At 64.0% G+C, this 16,516-nt stretch carries 16 protein-coding genes and 2 pseudogenes; 12 read left to right on the top strand and 6 right to left on the bottom strand.

What is annotated here, in order from left to right; translation table 11 throughout:
- Window positions 1–70 precede the first annotated feature (70 nt).
- Both P9272_RS29210 and P9272_RS29205 read left to right on the top strand, forming a co-directional pair.
- Window positions 71–1,447, top strand: a complete 1,377-nt coding sequence (locus P9272_RS29210; RefSeq protein WP_278163205.1) for an FAD-containing oxidoreductase — start codon at window positions 71–73, stop codon at window positions 1,445–1,447.
- A gap of 120 nt (window positions 1,448–1,567) precedes the next feature.
- Window positions 1,568–2,623 (top strand): succinylglutamate desuccinylase/aspartoacylase family protein, encoded by a 1,056-nt coding sequence (locus tag P9272_RS29205; protein WP_278163204.1) that lies wholly within the window; start codon window positions 1,568–1,570, stop codon window positions 2,621–2,623.
- A 94-nt stretch (window positions 2,624–2,717) separates the two neighbouring features.
- On the opposite strand, the gene P9272_RS29200 is transcribed toward P9272_RS29205, so the two are convergent.
- Complete coding sequence (locus P9272_RS29200; RefSeq protein ID WP_128258455.1) at window positions 2,718–3,203, bottom strand: MarR family winged helix-turn-helix transcriptional regulator; 486 nt, start codon at window positions 3,201–3,203, stop codon at window positions 2,718–2,720.
- A 65-nt stretch (window positions 3,204–3,268) separates the two neighbouring features.
- Between P9272_RS29200 and P9272_RS29195 the strand changes: the two genes are divergently transcribed.
- The 3 genes from P9272_RS29195 (at window position 3,269) to P9272_RS29185 (ending at window position 7,041) form a co-directional block, all read left to right on the top strand.
- Window positions 3,269–3,559, top strand: a complete 291-nt coding sequence (locus tag P9272_RS29195) for a DUF1330 domain-containing protein (protein ID WP_278163203.1) — start codon at window positions 3,269–3,271, stop codon at window positions 3,557–3,559.
- A 339-nt stretch (window positions 3,560–3,898) separates the two neighbouring features.
- On the top strand, window positions 3,899–6,088 hold the full coding sequence (locus P9272_RS29190) for an anthranilate synthase (protein ID WP_278163202.1): 2,190 nt from the start codon (window positions 3,899–3,901) through the stop codon (window positions 6,086–6,088).
- Window positions 6,089–6,093: 5 nt separating this feature from the next.
- Window positions 6,094–7,041: a cation diffusion facilitator family transporter gene (locus tag P9272_RS29185; protein ID WP_278163201.1), complete on the top strand. Its 948-nt coding sequence runs from the start codon at window positions 6,094–6,096 to the stop codon at window positions 7,039–7,041.
- A gap of 228 nt (window positions 7,042–7,269) precedes the next feature.
- Here P9272_RS29185 and P9272_RS29180 read toward each other — a convergent pair whose 3' ends face one another.
- Window positions 7,270–8,370: a hypothetical protein gene (locus tag P9272_RS29180; RefSeq protein WP_278163200.1), complete on the bottom strand. Its 1,101-nt coding sequence runs from the start codon at window positions 8,368–8,370 to the stop codon at window positions 7,270–7,272.
- A gap of 99 nt (window positions 8,371–8,469) precedes the next feature.
- Here P9272_RS29180 and P9272_RS29175 point away from each other — a divergent pair, with 99 nt between their 5' ends.
- The 5 genes and pseudogenes from P9272_RS29175 to P9272_RS29155 all read left to right on the top strand — a co-directional run bounded on the left by P9272_RS29175 (window position 8,470) and on the right by P9272_RS29155 (window position 11,210).
- Complete coding sequence (locus tag P9272_RS29175) at window positions 8,470–8,904, top strand: DsrE family protein (RefSeq protein WP_128258459.1); 435 nt, start codon at window positions 8,470–8,472, stop codon at window positions 8,902–8,904.
- Window positions 8,905–8,988: 84 nt separating this feature from the next.
- Complete coding sequence (locus P9272_RS29170; protein WP_128258460.1) at window positions 8,989–9,762, top strand: SDR family oxidoreductase; 774 nt, start codon at window positions 8,989–8,991, stop codon at window positions 9,760–9,762.
- A 51-nt stretch (window positions 9,763–9,813) separates the two neighbouring features.
- Entirely contained in the window at window positions 9,814–10,125 is a 312-nt protein-coding gene (locus tag P9272_RS29165) for a putative quinol monooxygenase (protein WP_128258461.1), read from the top strand.
- Window positions 10,126–10,244: 119 nt separating this feature from the next.
- Window positions 10,245–10,408, top strand: a pseudogene (locus P9272_RS29160) (AbrB family transcriptional regulator); the annotation flags it as partial.
- A gap of 49 nt (window positions 10,409–10,457) precedes the next feature.
- Complete coding sequence (locus P9272_RS29155; RefSeq protein ID WP_278163210.1) at window positions 10,458–11,210, top strand: SDR family NAD(P)-dependent oxidoreductase; 753 nt, start codon at window positions 10,458–10,460, stop codon at window positions 11,208–11,210.
- 14 nt (window positions 11,211–11,224) lie between these two features.
- Here the strand turns inward: P9272_RS29155 and P9272_RS29150 are convergent.
- Window positions 11,225–11,329, bottom strand: a pseudogene (locus P9272_RS29150) (LysR family transcriptional regulator); the annotation flags it as partial.
- Here P9272_RS29150 and P9272_RS29145 point away from each other — a divergent pair.
- Window positions 11,330–11,971, top strand: coding sequence for a hypothetical protein (locus tag P9272_RS29145; RefSeq protein WP_347404073.1), 642 nt, complete (start codon window positions 11,330–11,332; stop codon window positions 11,969–11,971).
- Window positions 11,972–12,031: 60 nt separating this feature from the next.
- Here P9272_RS29145 and P9272_RS29140 read toward each other — a convergent pair whose 3' ends face one another.
- The 3 genes from P9272_RS29140 to P9272_RS29130 are packed head-to-tail and all read right to left on the bottom strand — an operon-like array spanning window position 12,032 to window position 14,293.
- Window positions 12,032–12,346: a nuclear transport factor 2 family protein gene (locus tag P9272_RS29140; RefSeq protein ID WP_278163199.1), complete on the bottom strand. Its 315-nt coding sequence runs from the start codon at window positions 12,344–12,346 to the stop codon at window positions 12,032–12,034.
- A complete protein-coding gene (locus tag P9272_RS29135) occupies window positions 12,346–13,122 on the bottom strand; it encodes an alpha/beta hydrolase-fold protein (RefSeq protein ID WP_128258465.1) in 777 nt (258 codons plus the stop codon). Before P9272_RS29135 ends, P9272_RS29140 begins: the two co-directional genes overlap by 1 nt.
- Window positions 13,123–13,126: 4 nt before the next feature.
- Complete coding sequence (locus P9272_RS29130; RefSeq protein ID WP_128258466.1) at window positions 13,127–14,293, bottom strand: ATP-grasp domain-containing protein; 1,167 nt, start codon at window positions 14,291–14,293, stop codon at window positions 13,127–13,129.
- 430 nt (window positions 14,294–14,723) lie between these two features.
- On the opposite strand from P9272_RS29130, the gene leuA reads away from it, so the two are divergent.
- Window positions 14,724–16,463: a 2-isopropylmalate synthase gene (leuA, locus tag P9272_RS29125; RefSeq protein ID WP_278163198.1), complete on the top strand. Its 1,740-nt coding sequence runs from the start codon at window positions 14,724–14,726 to the stop codon at window positions 16,461–16,463.
- The last annotated feature ends 53 nt before the right edge of the window (window positions 16,464–16,516 follow it).

Genomic DNA, 16,516 nt, shown 5'->3' with positions numbered 1-16,516 from the left:
CGTCACGGTGGCGCGGGACCAACGCCCAATCAGCTCTTAAACTGATTCAACGCAATCGTGAGGTTGCCTGATGAGCGCCAAGGCCTTCGACGCCATCGTCATCGGCGCCGGACAGGCCGGCACGCCGCTCGCCGGCCGGCTCAACGCGGCCGGCATGAGCGTGGCGCTGATCGAGCGCAAGCTCATCGGCGGCACCTGCGTCAACACCGGCTGCATGCCGACGAAGGCGATGGTGGCGAGCGCCTATGCCGCCCATCTCGCCCGCCGCGCCGCCGACTATGGCGTCGTGCTCCCGGGCCCCGTCGGGGTTGACTACAAACGCATCAAGGCGCGCAAGGACAAGGTCACCAACGACGCCCGCGGCAATCTCGAACAATGGATCGCCGGCATGAAGGGCTGCACGCTCTATCGCGGCCACGCGCGTTTCGTCACCGCCGACACCGTGCGTGTCGGCGACGAGCTGCTCACCGCGCCCAAGATCTTCCTCAACACGGGCGGCCGCGCTTCCGTGCCCGACCTGCCGGGTGTCCACGACGTCCCCTACCTCACCAATTCCTCGATGATGGATCTCGATGTGCTGCCCAGCCATCTGATCGTTATCGGCGGCAGCTATATCTCGCTCGAATTCGCGCAGATGTTCCGCCGCTTCGGCTCGGAAGTCACGGTGATCGAGAAGGCGCCGCGGCTCACCGGACGCGAGGACGAGGACACGTCCGCAGTTATCCAGTCCATCCTCGAAAATGAAGGCATCACAGTCCATGTTGACGCCGGCGACATCAGCCTCGCCAGGAAGGGCAACGCGATCGCCGTCACCTTCTCCGCCGGCAAGCCGCCGACGGTGGGCTCGCATGTGCTGCTGGCGCTCGGACGCGTTCCAAACACCGACGATCTTGGCCTCGACAGGGCCGGCGTCGCGGTCGACCAACGCGGCTTCATCGTTGTCGACGACCAGTTGCGCACCAGCGTGCCCGGCATCTGGGCAATGGGCGACTGCAATGGCAAAGGCGCCTTCACCCATACCTCCTACAACGACTTCGAGATCGTCGCCGCCAACCTGCTCGACGATGATCCGCGCAAGGTCAGCGACCGCATCGAAGCCTACGCGCTCTATATCGATCCGCCACTCGGGCGGTGCGGCATGACGGAAGCCGCCGTGAGGAAATCCGGCCGCCGCGCGCTGGTCGGCCAGCGGCCGATGACCCGTGTCGGCCGTGCGGTCGAGAAAGGCGAGACTCAGGGGTTCATGAAGATCCTGGCCGATGCCGACACCGGCGAGATCCTCGGCTGCACCGTGCTCGGGCCGGGCGGCGACGAGGCGATCCACTGCGTGCTCGACCTCATGTATGCCAAGGCTCCGATCTCGACGCTAGCGCGCGCCATGCACATACACCCCAATGTCTCGGAACTGCTGCCGACGATCGCCCAAGAGCTGAAGCCGCTGGACTAGAGCAATTCCAGGAGAGATGTGACCGGTCAGGCTCGGCGCCTTCGCCGTAGCCGAGGTTGGACCACTCGACATCCCAACCGCAAACATGCATTTGGGTGGCCTCTTCAATCGGAGGCCCCCATGCAGAAGATGATCGAGCGCATCGCCGGCGACGCGGAAGGCACGGTTTACGAATTCCCGGTCTTCCGCTTCGAAGGCAAGGACAGGGCGGCCCCTTCCGGCTACCTGCAGGCCGCACTCCATGCCGGCGAACTGCCGGGCGTCGTCGCCATCGATGCGCTGATGCCGATGCTGGCCAAGGCGGAGGCCGAGGGCCGTATCAGGGGTCCGCTCACCATCGTGCCCTGGGCCAACCCGATCGGCCGCGCGCAATATCATTTCGGCGAGCACCAGGGCCGTTTCAATCTCGGAACCCGCACCAACTTCAACCGGTCCTTCCCGCTGCTAGCGGCGCCCGACGCCAAGCTGTTGCCGGATGTCAGCCTGGGCGGCGCCGATCGCCGGTTGAAGAACCGGCTCGTCCAGCTGTCGCTTGGGCAGGACATCGTGCTCGACCTCCACTGCGACGACGAAGGTCTCGCCTATCTCTACATCCACACGAGCCTGTGGCCCCATATGGCCGACTGCGCCGCCGCCATGGGCGCCGAAGCCGTCCTGCTATGGAACGAGGACAACACCGGCACCTTCGAGGGCGCCGCGATCATGCCCTACCAGAATGTGCCTGCAAGCGTCGCGCGCTTCGATCGCCGCGTCGTCACCACGGTCGAATATCGCGGCATGCTTGATGTCCACGGCGCGCTGGCCGCGTCAGACGCCGAAGGCCTCTACCGCCTGCTGGTGACACGCGGCGTCGTGGAGGACTCATCCGTGCCGAAATTCGAGAAATTTTCAGGACCGGTCGTGCCGCTGGAAAACATCGACATGATGCCTTCGCCCAGGGCCGGCGCGATCCTTTACGACGTCAAGCCCGGCGACCGCGTCAAGAAAGGCGACAGGCTGGCGACGATCGTGCATGCGCCCTGCGAGGCCGGCGGCCGCACGGAAGTGTTTGCCCCGCAGTCGGGCTTCATCCTGACCCGCCGCTCGCGCCGCATCATCCGCGCCGGCGAGGATCTTTTGAAACTCGCCGGCGACGGCAGGAGCAGCGACGCACGCTCGGGCACGCTCGAGGACTGAGGTTCTTTGGCTTAGCCCGAACGGCGCGTCCGAGCGCCATTCCTGCCCGAATGCGCAATTGGTCCGGATATTATCGAGCGGCCGGTATCTCAGACTAGGCATCTGGGAAATTGGTTGACGGTGCGGCCGAGGTCGCGGCCTGGGCGGCGACCGCAAGGCGGGACATGATGCTTCCCGCGGCACGCGATGCCTCCTCGCCAAGAGCATCAGCCAACCGGCTCCGGGCGCTCTCCCAGGCAGCCATGGACTCGTGCATCAACCGGCGGCCCGCATCGGTAAGCACCAAGCGTTTGCCGGCCCGACCCCGCCCGCCATGGCTGCGCACGAGATTGCTCCGTTCGAGGCTCTGCACGCTGCGACTGAGAGTGGTGGCGTCGACCCCGGCGCGCGACGCCAGCTCAGCGAGCGTTGGTTCGTGGCTGCCGCCAATCCCCACCAAGAGGCTGAACTGCTCCGCGGTGATTCCCAACGGCCGGAAGCAGGTGTTGTAGTAGCGCGTCAGCGCCCGTGCGGTGACTCGAGCCTGGAAGGCCGGACACTCGGTCTCGACGCGGCGATAGAAATCGGAAGCCTCTGTCATGCGCAGGTCTCGACACTCTCCCGTTCATCGAATACTGTATATACATTATTATTCGGGAGCGCGCCATGACTGCCTATGTCCACATCAATCTGCGTATCAAGGATCCGGCAAGGCAAGCCGCGCTGGCGCCGCGCTTTCAGGCAGCGCTGCACGCGGCAGGCGGCCGTATCCTGCACTTCGGGCCGGTGGTTGAGGGGCTGGAAGGAGACGTCACGCCATTGCCCATGGCGGGCATCTTCGAATTCGCGACCCTCGCCGACGCGCTGGCATTTTATCGGTCACCGGAGTACGCGCCGATCAAGGTTGAGCGCGACGCGGCGCAGGAAGCACGCATGTTTGTCGTTGACGCGGGCTAAGGAGTTCCAGCCAGCGAATGTCCGGCTGCATATCGCGCCGTCCGCCCGGCGAAATGCTCCCGCCAAGCGGGGAAGCCGAGCGAGACGCCCTGCGCTATAGCCGATTCACCACGCCCGGCGGGTTTCTTGATTCCGCTTGCCGATCCAAGCATTCGCCGCTATGGGAGTCGGCATGAACATGCGTTCGAACAAAACCGTTTGGTGGTGGGCTCGCTGACAGCGGCCGGTTCGTGCGTGTGCGCGTGAAAATGAGGGTGGCCGCAGCGGAATGTCCGGGCGGCCATTTGTTTTTTAAAGCCATTCCCGGGTCCGTTGCCCAAAACGCTGATGGAGACGGCAATGACGACTAAAGTTCTGGACAACGGGGCCGAGCGCTTCGTCACCGCCGGCGGCGTGACGATCACCCGCGAACGGCACGACAGACCCTATGGAGGCGCGATCGATGCCTATGTCGACGGCCTGAACTCACGCCGTGGCGCGGTGTTTTCCTCGAATTACGAGTATCCGGGCCGCTATACGCGCTGGGATACGGCCATCATCGATCCGCCGCTGGCGATTTCCGCACGGGGACGCACGATGCGCATCGAAGCGCTGAACACCCGTGGCCAGGTTTTGCTGCCGGTGATCGGCAAGACGCTCGGCGAGCTGAGCGAAGTGACGATCGCCGAGACCTCGAAGACGCTCATCCGCCTTGATGTGGCAAAACCCGGCCGCGTCTTCACCGAGGAGGAGCGCAGCCGCGTCCCGTCAGTCTTCACCGTGCTGCGCGCCATCACCGCTTTGTTCAAGACCGCGGAGGACGCCAATCTCGGCCTCTACGGCGCCTTCGGTTATGATCTTGCCTTCCAGTTCGACCCGGTCGACTACAAGCTCGAACGCAAACAGAGCCAGCGTGATCTGGTGCTGTTCCTGCCCGACGAGATTCTGGTGGTCGACCACTATTCAACCAAGGCCTGGACCGACCGCTACGACTATTCCGGCGACGGTTTTTCGACCGAAGGCCTGGCTCGCGATGCCCATGCCGAGCCGTTCAAGGCCGCGGACCGTATCCTGCCGCGCGGCGACCATGAGCCGGGCGAATATGCGAACCTGGTGCGCCGGGCGATGGAGAGCTTCAAGCGCGGCGACCTGTTCGAGGTCGTCCCTGGACAGATGTTCTACGAGCGCTGCGAGACCCAGCCCTCCGACATCTCGCGCAAGCTGAAATCGATCAACCCCTCGCCCTATTCCTTCTTCATCAATCTCGGCGAGAACGAATATCTGATCGGCGCCTCGCCGGAGATGTTCGTGCGCGTCAACGGTCGCCGCGTTGAGACCTGCCCGATCTCGGGCACCATCAAGCGCGGCGACGACGCCATTTCCGATAGCGAGCAGATCCTGAAGCTGCTCAATTCCAAGAAGGACGAGTCCGAGCTCACCATGTGCTCGGATGTCGACCGCAACGACAAGTCGCGCGTCTGCGAGCCGGGCTCGGTGCGCGTCATCGGCCGCCGCCAGATCGAGATGTATTCGCGCCTGATCCACACTGTCGACCACATCGAGGGGCGGTTGCGCGAAGGCATGGACGCCTTCGACGCCTTCCTCTCGCACGCCTGGGCCGTCACCGTCACCGGCGCGCCGAAGCTGTGGGCCATGCGCTTCATCGAGCAGAACGAGAAGAGCCCGCGCGCCTGGTATGGGGGCGCAATTGGCATGGTCAATTTCAACGGCGACATGAATACCGGCCTGACTCTCCGCACCATCCGCATCAAGGACGGCATCGCCGAGGTGCGCGCCGGCGCCACGCTGCTCTTCGACAGCGTGCCCGAGGAAGAAGAAGCCGAAACCGAACTGAAGGCATCCGCCATGCTCTCCGCCATCCGCGACGCCAAGACCGGCAACGCGACCGGAACCGAGCGCACCACCGCGCGCGTCGGCGACGGCGTCAACGTACTGCTCGTCGATCACGAAGACTCCTTCGTCCACACGCTGGCCAACTACTTCCGCCAGACGGGCGCCAACGTCTCCACCGTACGCACGCCAGTGCCGGAGGAAGTCTTCGACCGGCTGAAGCCAGATCTCGTCGTGCTGTCGCCCGGCCCGGGCACGCCGACCGATTTCGATTGCGCCGCAACCATCAGGCGAGCGCGCAGCCGCGATCTGCCAATCTTCGGCGTCTGCCTCGGCCTGCAGGCGCTGGCCGAAGCCTATGGCGGCGAATTGAGACAGTTGCACATCCCCATGCATGGCAAGCCATCGCGCATCCGCGTCTCGAAACCCGGCATCATCTTCTCGGGGCTCCCCAAGGAAGTGACCGTCGGCCGCTACCATTCGATCTTCGCCGATCCGGTGCGGCTGCCCGACGGTTTCGTCGTCACGGCCGAGACCGAGGACGGCATCATCATGGCCTTCGAGCATCGCAAGGAACCGATCGCGGCGGTGCAGTTCCATCCGGAATCGATCATGACGCTCGGCCACAATGCCGGCATGCGCATCATCGAGAACATTGTCGCGCATCTGCCGCGCAAGGCCAAGGAAAACGCCGCGTAGGGATGATGACCGAGGCGCTGGACACGACGATGGCCGCGGCGAAAGCCGCGACCAGGCAGAAGGTCGCAAGGCTCGCCTTCTGGTCGATCGTCGTCGCTTTGGTCGTGCTCGCCCTCAAGGTGGCCGCCTGGTATATCACAGGCTCCGTCGCGCTTTATTCGGATGCGGCGGAATCGATCGTCAACGTCATCGCGTCGGCCGCCGCCTTCTGGGCGATCCAGGTCAGCTACAAGCCCGCCGACCAGGACCATCCCTTCGGCCATCACAAGGCCGAATACTTCTCCGCCGTTCTTGAGGGCGTGCTGATCGTGGTCGCGGCCCTCCTGATCCTCAACGAGGTCTGGCAGTCCTGGCAGCATCCGGCCCCGCTCGAGCGGCCCTGGACTGGCCTCGCCGTCAACAGCTTGGCGACCATCGTCAACGCGATCTGGGCCTGGACTCTGATCCAAGTCGGCCGGAACGCCAAGTCGCCGGCCCTCGTTGCCGACGGCCAGCACATCATGACCGACGTGGTGACGTCCGTTGGGGTGCTCGGCGGCCTTGTGGGCGCGGTGCTCACTGGTTGGCAGATCCTCGATCCGGCATTGGCCGTGATCGTCGCGCTCAACATCTTGTGGCAAGGCTGGCATGTCATCGGCTCGTCGATGAACGGCCTGATGGACCGCGCTGTCGACAGCCACGAGCACATGCAGATCCGCGACATGATCTCGGCCAATTCGAAAGGCGCGCTCGAGGTGCATGACCTGAAAACGCGCATTGCCGGACGCGCCACCTTCATCGAGTTCCACCTCGTCGTCGACGCCGACATGACGGTCGGCGCCAGCCATGTCATCTGCGACCGCATAGAGGACGCGCTGAAGGCCGAGATCCCCTCGGTGCGCGTTACCATCCATGTCGAGCCAGACGACGAGGCCAAGCTGCCGAAAGGCACCACCGCGGTGCCTTTCGCTTAAAGCACCTCCTTGAAGTTAGCCGGAGCCTCCCAACTTCGTCATTCTAGGGCGAAGCAGGAGCGAAGCTCCGTCGTGAGACCCTAGAATCCATGCCGTTGCCTTTGCCAAGGCGTGCAACGGAGTAAAATTCTGCACCGTTTCAACGCTTTAAGCGTCACGGCATGGGTTCCATGGTCTGCGCCGCGTCGCTGCGCTCCTAAGTTCCGCCATCGAATGACGAAGCGCTAGTTACGGAGCGCAGGCCGACTGCGGCATAGGCTGCAGCCGATAAACCTTGTCGTCGGATTTCGTCTTACCGCCCGTCGCCTTCGAGCAGAGATCGACAACAGCCACCGCACTGTTGGGATTGGCCAGCATCATAGTGCCGTTGGGGCCGCGCTTGAGGAAAATCTCCTTCTGCGAGATGTCGCAGGCAAAGTCGCTCAACTTCGGACTGGCAGAGCAGCGCCACTGATCGGCCTCGCCCTGGCAGGAATAGGTCTGCGTGACCTTCTTCCCTTTCTGCCTGGTCGTCACCGAAATGGCGATATCCGCGCCGTCGGGCCAGTTCGCGGCATCGCCGCCGGCGGCGAAGGAGGCAAGTTCGACGGGTCCGCGGAAGACGCGGATCGATTGCGTCAGCTGGTTGGGATGTGTTTTCAGATGCGCGTCATCATAGTCGCGCCCGAAGCAGAAAGGCTGGTCAGGCTTAAGCCAAACGCGCAGTGGATCTCCCCGCGTAGGATCGATCGGATCGATGCGCGCGAACTCCGCCTTGCAACTGTCGGCCGACATGGGGTCCAGCTTGAAATTGTCATCCTCGCTGCCCAGCGCCTGCCTGTTGTACTCGGCTTTGCCGAGATCCTCCTCCGCGCCAGCGTCGAGATACACGTCAGGCTGTAGGTTGGAGAGGATCAGCCGGCCCTTGTCGTCGACCTTCAGCATGGCGAGCGTGCGGTCGCAATCCATGCCGCAGCGGATGCCGCTCGCCTTGTCGCTTGGATCTTCCTTGTTGCACCAGCTGCTTGCCCATTCCGGCTTCTTGGCGCCGCGCACCGTGGTGGTGAGGAAACCGTTATAGGAAGTATCCTGGTTGGCGGGGGGTTCTTCGTTCGGGTGGCTCACCGGATCATGGCCATAGAAGAAGAAGATGCGCGCCACTTTCTGGTGCGGATGCGCCTTGAGATGGGCGGCGTCGTAGATGCGGCCGAAGCAGACATCGGCGCCGGTCGGGCTGAGTTCGGGAAGTTTGGACGGCTGTTCGGCGCGCGCCGCGCCGGCAAAAGCGGCAAGAGCGGCACAAAGCGCTACGCCCGCCATGGTCCTCGCCACCTTGGTTCTCGATGACATGTGATCCTCTTCCCGCCGACAGGACCAGGATATGCTAGTCTAGGTGTGCCGTCTGGACCATGCAAAATCGCGCGAGCGGGCGGGCGAACGGAGGATACGATGCTGCGCCGTGACATTTTCCGTGCCGGCCTTGCCGGCGCTGCTGGTCTTTTCGGCCTGAGCCGGGCAAACGCCGCAACGAGTGAGGAAAGTCTGAAGGTCGCCTATCACCTCAGCGACACGGACAAGGTCAATTTCGTGCTCGGCAACATCAAGAACCACTATGAAGGCACTGGCGGCAATGTCGATATTGTCCTAGTCGTGCACGGCCCGGCGCTAGCCGCCTTCAAAGCCAAGGGCGCTTCCGGCGCCATTTCAAGCCGCTTTGCTGGGCTCGTCCAGCAGGGCCTTGTCCCGCAAGCCTGCGGCAACACCCTGCATAGCATGGAGATCACGCTGACCGACCTGCTGGCGGGCTTCGAGCTTGCTGAAAAGGGCGGCGTTGTGAAGCTCGCCGAACTGCAGCGGCAAGGCTATGTCTATCTCAGGCCCTGAACGCGGCCGCACTTGAACACGCCAACACTTGTACGACAGGCCGGCAATGGCCTACGAAAGACGGCAACCCGGAGGACGGCCGATATGACGACACTTGCCATTCCCGATCTTGCCGGCAAGGCGGTGCTGGTCACCGGCGCCTCGACTGGCATAGGTGCAGCACTCGCCCGCGCTTACGCGGCGCAGAAATGCCGTGTAGCGCTGCACTACAATGCGAGCCGTGCGCCCGCCGAAACCGTGGCCGAATCCATCCGTGACGACGGCGGCGAGGTGTTTCTGGTCCAGGGCGATTTTTCGATACCTGCCGACGTCGAGCGTGTGGTCGAAGAGAGCGCAAACCATTTCGGCCGGCTCGACGGCCTCGTCAACAATGCCGGCGGCATGCTCGGGCGCGTCGCCTATGCCGATCAGGACGAAGCGCATTACGACGCCGTGATGGACCTCAATGCCCGCTCTGTCTTGACCGCCTCGCGCAAGGCGATACCGTGGCTGAAGCGCCAAGGCGGATTCATCATCAACACCACCTCGATCGCCGCGCGCAACGGCGCCGGCGGTGGCGCCGGCCTCTATGGTTCGTCGAAAGCCTTCGTCTCCAACGTGACGCGCGGTATGGCGAAGGAACTGATCGGCTTCGGCATCCGCGTCAACGCGGTGGCGCCCGGCACGATCCTGACGCCCTTCCACGAACGCTATTCGAGCGCCGAGCAGATCAAGGCGATGGTCGCGACCATTCCGCAGGGACGCGCCGGAACGGCCGAGGACTGCGTCGGCGCCTATCTGTTCCTTTCGTCCGATCTGCTGAGCGGCTACATCATCGGCCAGGTGATCGAGGTGAATGGCGGCCAGTTGATGCCGTGAGCTGGCGATTGCATACTTGATTGAGCGTGCAACCTGGAGGGAGATCAAGGCATGTACGGACTGATCGGCAAGATGCGGGCGGCGCGCGGCCAGCGCGATGCGGTCATGGACGTGCTGCGCGAAAGCACCGCCGCGCTTCCCGGGTGCCTGAGCTACATCATCGCCACCGATCCCGCCGACGCCGATGCCGTCTGGGTCACCGAAGTATGGACCGACCAGGCGAGCCACAAGGCCTCGCTGCAATTGCCGGAAGTCCAGGCAGCGATCGCCAAGGCGCGCCCCTTCATCGCCGGCTTCGAATTCCAGATCGAGACCCATCCGGTCGGCGGCTTTGGACTTCCTGCGCCGGAAAAGGCCGGCTGACCGCCTCGACACGGATTGTCCGCGAAAAGCGGGTTCGCATTTGTCTGCGTCAGGTCTGAGAGCCGGACATGGACTCTTCGCCGGAGCAACCATACCAGGACCAGGAGCCGGCCGAGCGCATGGCGACCAGCCCGGGCGGCATGGACAGCGCGCCATCATCGCCGCCGCGGCGCGGAACGTCGACATCTCCTTCGTCATGGCATTGCAGTCGGCACGCTTCCTGCTCGTGCTGTTCATTGGGCCAAGCGTAGCCAGGCTGGTGGCGCGAAACGTCAGGGCCTGATCCGCGTTATTGCAAGGCGGGAGCGAGGAAAATGCCGATGAACCGTCGTGTGAATGCCGTTGATCTTTCCGGCCGCGTCGCCGTGGTGACGGGCGGCGCGCAAGGCATCGGCCTTGCGGTCGCGCGGCGCCTGTTGTCGTCGGGCGCCAGCGTGGCCATCTGGGACGTCGACCAGGCCGCAATGGCCAAGGCCGTAGCCGAACTCGCTCCTCTTGGCCGGGTCGAGGCCATCCTTTGCGACCAGTCGCAGATCGAGGCCGTCGATCGCGCCGCCACCGAGACCGAGCGGACGCTTGGCCCCGTCGATCTTCTCGTCAACAATGCCGGCATTGCCGGGCCGGCGGCGACCGTGGTCGACTACGATCCCGCCGCCTGGCGCCAGATCGTCGATATCGACCTCAACGGCGTCTTCTATTGCTGCCGGCGCCTGGTGCCCGGCATGGTCGCGCGCAATTACGGCCGTGTCGTCAACATCTCCTCGGTGGCCGGCAAGGAGGGTAATCCCAACGCCGCCGCCTATTCGGCCGCCAAGGCCGGCGTGCTGGCGCTGACCAAATCGCTCGGCAAGGAGCTCGCCGGATACGACATCGCCGTCAACGCGCTGACGCCCTCGCCCGCCCGCACCCGCATTCTGGAGCAGCTCACCGAGGCCCAGGTCGCCTACATGCTCGGCAAGGTGCCGCGCGGCCGTTTCGTCGAGGTCGAGGAGGCGGCCGCCATGATCGCCTTCATGCTGTCGGACGAGAACTCCTTCACCACCGGCGCCACCTTCGACCTCTCGGGCGGTCGTACCACCTACTGACCACCCCCGGGGATCTATCGCCCGGCAGCAAGCCGCTCGGGCAGGAAATCGACGAAAACGCGCACCTTCGGCGAGAGGTGGCGGTTGGACGGCCATAGCATGCGGAACTGACCGCGGCCGTGAGCGAGATCAAGGCCGGGCAATTGATGATCTGCCTGTCCGGCCCGCTGCTGATCTTGCCGCTGCTGGCCAGCCAGGCGGCGCGCTGGATCGCTCCGGCCACGATCTGCGGCGTCGGTCTGCTCGCCGCCGCTGCCGGCCTTGTCTGGCTGAGCCGCGTGCCCGCGGCCGCCGGCGCGCTGGTAGCCCCGCTGGTCCTGATCGGCATCGGCATCGCCTTGCCCTGGGGGCTGATGGACGGGCTGGCCGTCAGCGTCGTGCCGAAGGAGCGCGCCGGCATGGCGGTCGGTATCTTCAACACCACCCGCGTCGCCAGCGAGGGCGTGGCCCTGGCGATCGTCATGGCGGTCTTGTCGGGTTTCACGGCCACGCAGCTCGGCGCTCAAGGGCTGGCCTCGCCCGCCGAAGCGGCCGCGGCGGCACAGCTGCTGGCAACCGGCAATATCAGCGAAACGGTGCAACACCTGCACTTGGCCGACGCCAGTGCCCTCATCCAGGCCTACGAGACGGCTTTCGACCGGCTGCTCGCCGTGCTGGCCACGATCACCGTGCTGACCGCCATTGTCGTCTTCTTCGGCCTGCGTCGCGTATCGGCGTCGGAACAAGACGTCGCGCCTGTCCCGGCCTGCCAGGAAGGCTGACGTCAGCCAAGGCAGGGCATCCGGCTTCTGGGCCGGACGCCCGGCTTGACGCGCCAGGCTTCAGCTGATGACCAGGCTTGCGATCCGGTCGCCGTCGAGCGTGAAGGCCATGTCGCCCTCGCCGTTGAAGCCATTGCCGGTCACGGCGACGCGGGTGTGGTAGACGCTGTCGCGCTGCACGACGTTGACGATGCGAAGATTGGATTGCACACCGATATTGTCCGACCGGTTCCACTGCGCGATCCCGTCGCGGCCATGGAAATCGCGACCCCAGTCGCTGAGGAAAGCCTTCTCGGTAAACGTGTCGAGAATGGCTTCGGTATCGCCGGCATTGGTGGCTTCGACAAAGCGGCGGATCGGGTCTGGCGTGGTCATCAATCCAGCCTGTGCATGAGATCGTCATCCAGCCAGCGGCCGAAGAAATAGACGAGCTGCTTGTGCCACCAGGGCCAGTCATGGCTAACGTCGCCGCCCCAATAGTCGACCCAGGCGGGAATGGATTTGTCGCGCAGCACCTGTTCCAGTTCGCGCGTCTCGACCAGCATGCGCTCTTCCCAGGCGCCCTGCCCGCAGCAGAAGATCAGCCTGAGCGCCCTCAGCCGCCCAAGCAGCTTCTGGTCGACGATGCCCGGCAGATAGTCGAGCGGCGAGTTGAAATAGATGTTGCCTTCCAGCGCCCGACCGAAGAAGTCGCGTGCCGAATAGACGCCCGATAGCGAGATGACGCCGCTCGCCAGTTCCGGGAAGCGGAACACGAAATTCGATGAATGGTACCCGCCCATCGAGCAGCCGCTGAACAGCGGCTTGAGATTGCGCCCGCCGTTAGCGCTGGCCGCGATCGCCTGCAGCTCCGGCAGCGCCTCTTCGCGCACATAGCGGAAATAGGCCTCGTGCCGCGCGATGCGGTGCGCTGCGTCGGCATGCTTGTTGAAGAATGATTCCGAGTCGATGCCGTCAAGCGTGAAGAGCTGGATGCGGCCGGTGTCGATGAACTCGGCAAGCGCTGCGACCCCGCCCGAATCCTCGAACTGGTAAAACCGTCCCTGCGAGGTCGGGAACACCACCACCGGCCGCCCGGCATAGCCGTAGCGCTTGTATTCCATGTCGCGGCCGAGATTGCGGGCATGGCCCTTGTGATAGGAAACGTCCATCGGCTCAGGCCTTTTCCGCGTGGATATAGTCGACGGCCTGGCGTAGCGCCTTCTGGTCCTTCGAACGCAGCTGGTAGGCGTAATTGCCCATGGCGCGGCTGAAGACCTCTTCGATGGCCTGATGATGGACGATCTTGTCGCCATGGGCGGCTAGCACGTCCGCATGGCTGTGCAAATAGTCGATATGGCGTTTGCGGCTGGCATAGGCGGTGAAATACTTGCCCTTGTATGGGCCGCCGGCCGCATCCTTGACCACCATATCGGCCCAGGCGGCATAGACGTCGATGTCGAAGGTGTAGTTGATGGCGTCCGTCATCCAGGCGCCGGGCGGGCGCATGTTGACCTCGAGCGCGATGACGCGCTTGTCCTTGGTCTCGAACAGTTCGATGTGGAAGAAGCGCTCGCGCACGTCGAACGCTTTGAGGATCTTGCGCCCCGCCTCCTCCACCGCAGGCGCGATTTCCGGGAAGCAGGTGTAGCTCATGTGGCGGTCCTTGTTGACCGCGTCCATGATGCTCTGGTCGTAGCGGTGGCTGGCCGCTAGCACAACCTCGCCGTCGCGGTTGACCAGCCCATCGAAGGTCACCACCAGCCCCTCGATGAACTTTTCCATGACGAAGGTGACGTCCTCCGGCTTGTCCCTGAAGAACTGATCGAGCTCCCTGGCGTTGGAGATTTTGAAGGTGTTGGAGGCGCCGGAGCCGGAATCCGGCTTGACCACGACCGGGTAGCCGACACGGCGGATGAAGGTCATGGCGCCGGCACGGTCGGAGCATTTGCGCTGCGGAATAGTCTCGACACCGCTCTTGCGGAAGAAGGCGCGCATGCGGCTCTTCCGCTTCAAATTCTTCACGAAGTCGAGCTTGGTGCCGTAGATGTTGAAGTCGGTGCGGATGTTGGCTTCGAGTTCCAGCCAATGCTCGTTGAGCGACTCGAAGCGGTCGATCCGGCCCCATTTGTGGATGAAGTGACCCATCGCCCGGAACACGGCATCGTAATCTTCCATGTCGGCGATGCGGTAATATTCCGATAGCGCGGCCTTCAGCTTGCCGTTCAGGGTCTCGTAGGGCGCGTCACCAATGCCGAGTACTGTCGCGCCAGCCTTTTTCAGCCGATCGCAGAAGTCGGCGCCGTTGGCCGGGAAATGCGGCGAGAAGAACACGAAATTCATGGACGACCCCTCCCCGGCGCCTCGCTCGGCACCCAAGCTTTCGGAACCAAGTCTGGCGCATTAACGAGGTCTGGGGAAGACGCCAGTGCCGGCGACCAGACCAGGTTCGGCGCATTCGCCCCTGCGCACGCTTGCCTCCGGCGGGCCACTCCTGTAAGAGAGCCGCCATGACCTCGCGCGTTCGCCCAGTCGCTTCTTCTCGCCCCGGCTTTGCCGGCGAGACCGCGCGCGCGCTCGCTTCGACCCTGCTTCTTCTCGGCCTTATCGGCGATCGCCGGGTTCGCTGAAGGAGCGCCCGGCGGTCGATACCCGCCGCGTCAGGCGCATGCTCCTTGGCAAAGTCATAATCAAGCGAATGAAATTCTGGTAGAGGCGACGCTCGCCATTAATCCGCCCAAGGCGAACATACGAGCCGCCCGGAGAAGAGACGATGAACGCACGAGAAGAAATCCGCGCCGGCGAGGCTGAAGCCGGGAAGCGCGCGGCCGGCCACATGCCGGATGCGGCACGCAAGTATCAGCCCTACCCCACTGTCGGCCTGACCGATCGCACCTGGCCGAACAAGGTGATCGACAAGGCGCCGATCTGGTGCTCGGTCGACCTGCGCGACGGCAACCAGGCACTGATCGATCCGATGGGTCATGAGCGCAAGGCGCGCATGTTCGCGCTGCTCCTCGACATGGGCTTCAAGGAAATCGAGATCGGTTTTCCCTCGGCCTCGCAGACCGATTTCGACTTCGCCCGCTGGTGCATCGAGGAAGGCGGCGTGCCGCGCGATGTATCGCTCCAGGTACTGGTGCAGTGCCGGCCGGAACTGATCACGCGGACCTTCGAGGCGCTCAAGGGTGCCCACCGCCCGATCGTGCATTTCTACAATTCGACCAGCGAGCTGCAGCGCCGCGTCGTCTTCGAGAAGGACGTAGCCGGCATCAAGCGCATCGCCACCGACGCCGCTAAGATGATCACCGACATGGCGGCCAAGGCCGGGGGCGGCTATCGCTTCGAATACTCGCCGGAAAGCTTCACCGGCACCGAGCTCGAGGTCGCGCTGGAGATCTGCAACGCCGTCACCGAGATCGTGAAGCCGACGGCCGACAACAAGCTGATCATCAACCTGCCTTCGACGGTCGAGATGTCGACGCCCAATGTCTATGCCGACCGTATCGAATGGATGTGCCGCAATCTCGACAGCCGCGAGAACCTGATCATCTCGCTGCATCCGCATAACGACCGCGGGACCGGCATAGCCACCACCGAGCTCGGCCTGATGGCGGGGGCCGACCGCGTCGAAGGCACGCTGTTCGGCAATGGCGAGCGCACCGGCAATGTCGATATCGTGACGCTGGCGCTCAACATGTTCACCCAGGGTGTGGATCCGGAGCTCGACTGCTCCGACATCAACCGGATGAAGGATGTCTACGAGTATTCGAACCAGTTGAAGATCCCGGAACGCCATCCTTATGTCGGCGAGTTGGTCTACACGGCTTTCTCCGGCTCGCATCAGGACGCCATCAACAAGGGCATCAAGGCGCTGAAGAAGGCCAACACCCCGCTCTGGGAAGTGCCTTATCTGCCGATCGATCCGGCCGATGTCGGCCGCACCTATGAGGCGATCATCCGCATCAACTCGCAGTCAGGCAAGGGCGGCATCGCCTATGTGCTGCAGGCGGATTACGGCCTCAATCTGCCGCGCAATCTGCAAATCGAGTTCAGCCAGCTGATTCAGGCGATCACCGACGCAGAAGGCAAGGAAGTGCCCGCCAAGCGCATCCATGAACGCTTCCTCGAAACCTATATCGACCAGCCCGGCGCGCGGCTGAAGTTCCTCGACCACCGCACCTTCCCCGACACCGAGGTGAAGGGCCGGCGCATCGTGGAGGCGGATATCCTCGACAACGGCAAGGAAGTGACGATCAGCGGCTCGGGTACCGGCCCGATCGACGGCTTCGTCGATGCGCTCTCGCGCCATGTCGGCGTCGACATGTCGGTGCTCGACTATTCGGAGCATTCCTTGCAGCGCGGCTCCAATGCGTCGGCCATCTCCTATGTCGAGATGGAATATCCGGGCGGCAAGCTGTTCGGCGCTGGCATTAACACCAACATCGTCGCAGCCTCGCTGGAGGCCGTCGTTTCGGCCGCCAACCGCATCGTCGGTGGGAAGGCCGGCTGACCAGTCGGACTCCCGAGCACGGCGCGTCCGCAAGGCGCGCCGTGTTGCTGGCA

Origin of the sequence: Mesorhizobium sp. WSM4976 (assembly GCF_029625685.1) — a bacterium.
In the GTDB taxonomy this organism is placed as follows: domain Bacteria; phylum Pseudomonadota; class Alphaproteobacteria; order Rhizobiales; family Rhizobiaceae; genus Mesorhizobium.
The sequence above is the reverse complement of the archived record's forward strand: the minus strand, read 5'-3'. Positions and strand labels throughout refer to the sequence as shown.

Bases quoted from the DNA above. Each gene is read 5' to 3' on its own strand.
- P9272_RS29210 (WP_278163205.1), top strand. From the start codon at position 71: ATGAGCGCCAAGGCCTTCGACGCCATCGTCATCGGCGCCGGACAGGCC.
- P9272_RS29205 (WP_278163204.1), top strand. From the start codon at position 1,568: ATGCAGAAGATGATCGAGCGCATCGCCGGCGACGCGGAAGGCACGGTT.
- P9272_RS29200 (WP_128258455.1), bottom strand. From the start codon at position 3,203: ATGACAGAGGCTTCCGATTTCTATCGCCGCGTCGAGACCGAGTGTCCG.
- P9272_RS29195 (WP_278163203.1), top strand. From the start codon at position 3,269: ATGACTGCCTATGTCCACATCAATCTGCGTATCAAGGATCCGGCAAGG.
- P9272_RS29190 (WP_278163202.1), top strand. From the start codon at position 3,899: ATGACGACTAAAGTTCTGGACAACGGGGCCGAGCGCTTCGTCACCGCC.
- P9272_RS29185 (WP_278163201.1), top strand. From the start codon at position 6,094: ATGACCGAGGCGCTGGACACGACGATGGCCGCGGCGAAAGCCGCGACC.
- P9272_RS29180 (WP_278163200.1), bottom strand. From the start codon at position 8,370: ATGTCATCGAGAACCAAGGTGGCGAGGACCATGGCGGGCGTAGCGCTT.
- P9272_RS29175 (WP_128258459.1), top strand. From the start codon at position 8,470: ATGCTGCGCCGTGACATTTTCCGTGCCGGCCTTGCCGGCGCTGCTGGT.
- P9272_RS29170 (WP_128258460.1), top strand. From the start codon at position 8,989: ATGACGACACTTGCCATTCCCGATCTTGCCGGCAAGGCGGTGCTGGTC.
- P9272_RS29165 (WP_128258461.1), top strand. From the start codon at position 9,814: ATGTACGGACTGATCGGCAAGATGCGGGCGGCGCGCGGCCAGCGCGAT.
- P9272_RS29140 (WP_278163199.1), bottom strand. From the start codon at position 12,346: ATGACCACGCCAGACCCGATCCGCCGCTTTGTCGAAGCCACCAATGCC.
- P9272_RS29135 (WP_128258465.1), bottom strand. From the start codon at position 13,122: ATGGACGTTTCCTATCACAAGGGCCATGCCCGCAATCTCGGCCGCGAC.
- P9272_RS29130 (WP_128258466.1), bottom strand. From the start codon at position 14,293: ATGAATTTCGTGTTCTTCTCGCCGCATTTCCCGGCCAACGGCGCCGAC.
- leuA (WP_278163198.1), top strand. From the start codon at position 14,724: ATGAACGCACGAGAAGAAATCCGCGCCGGCGAGGCTGAAGCCGGGAAG.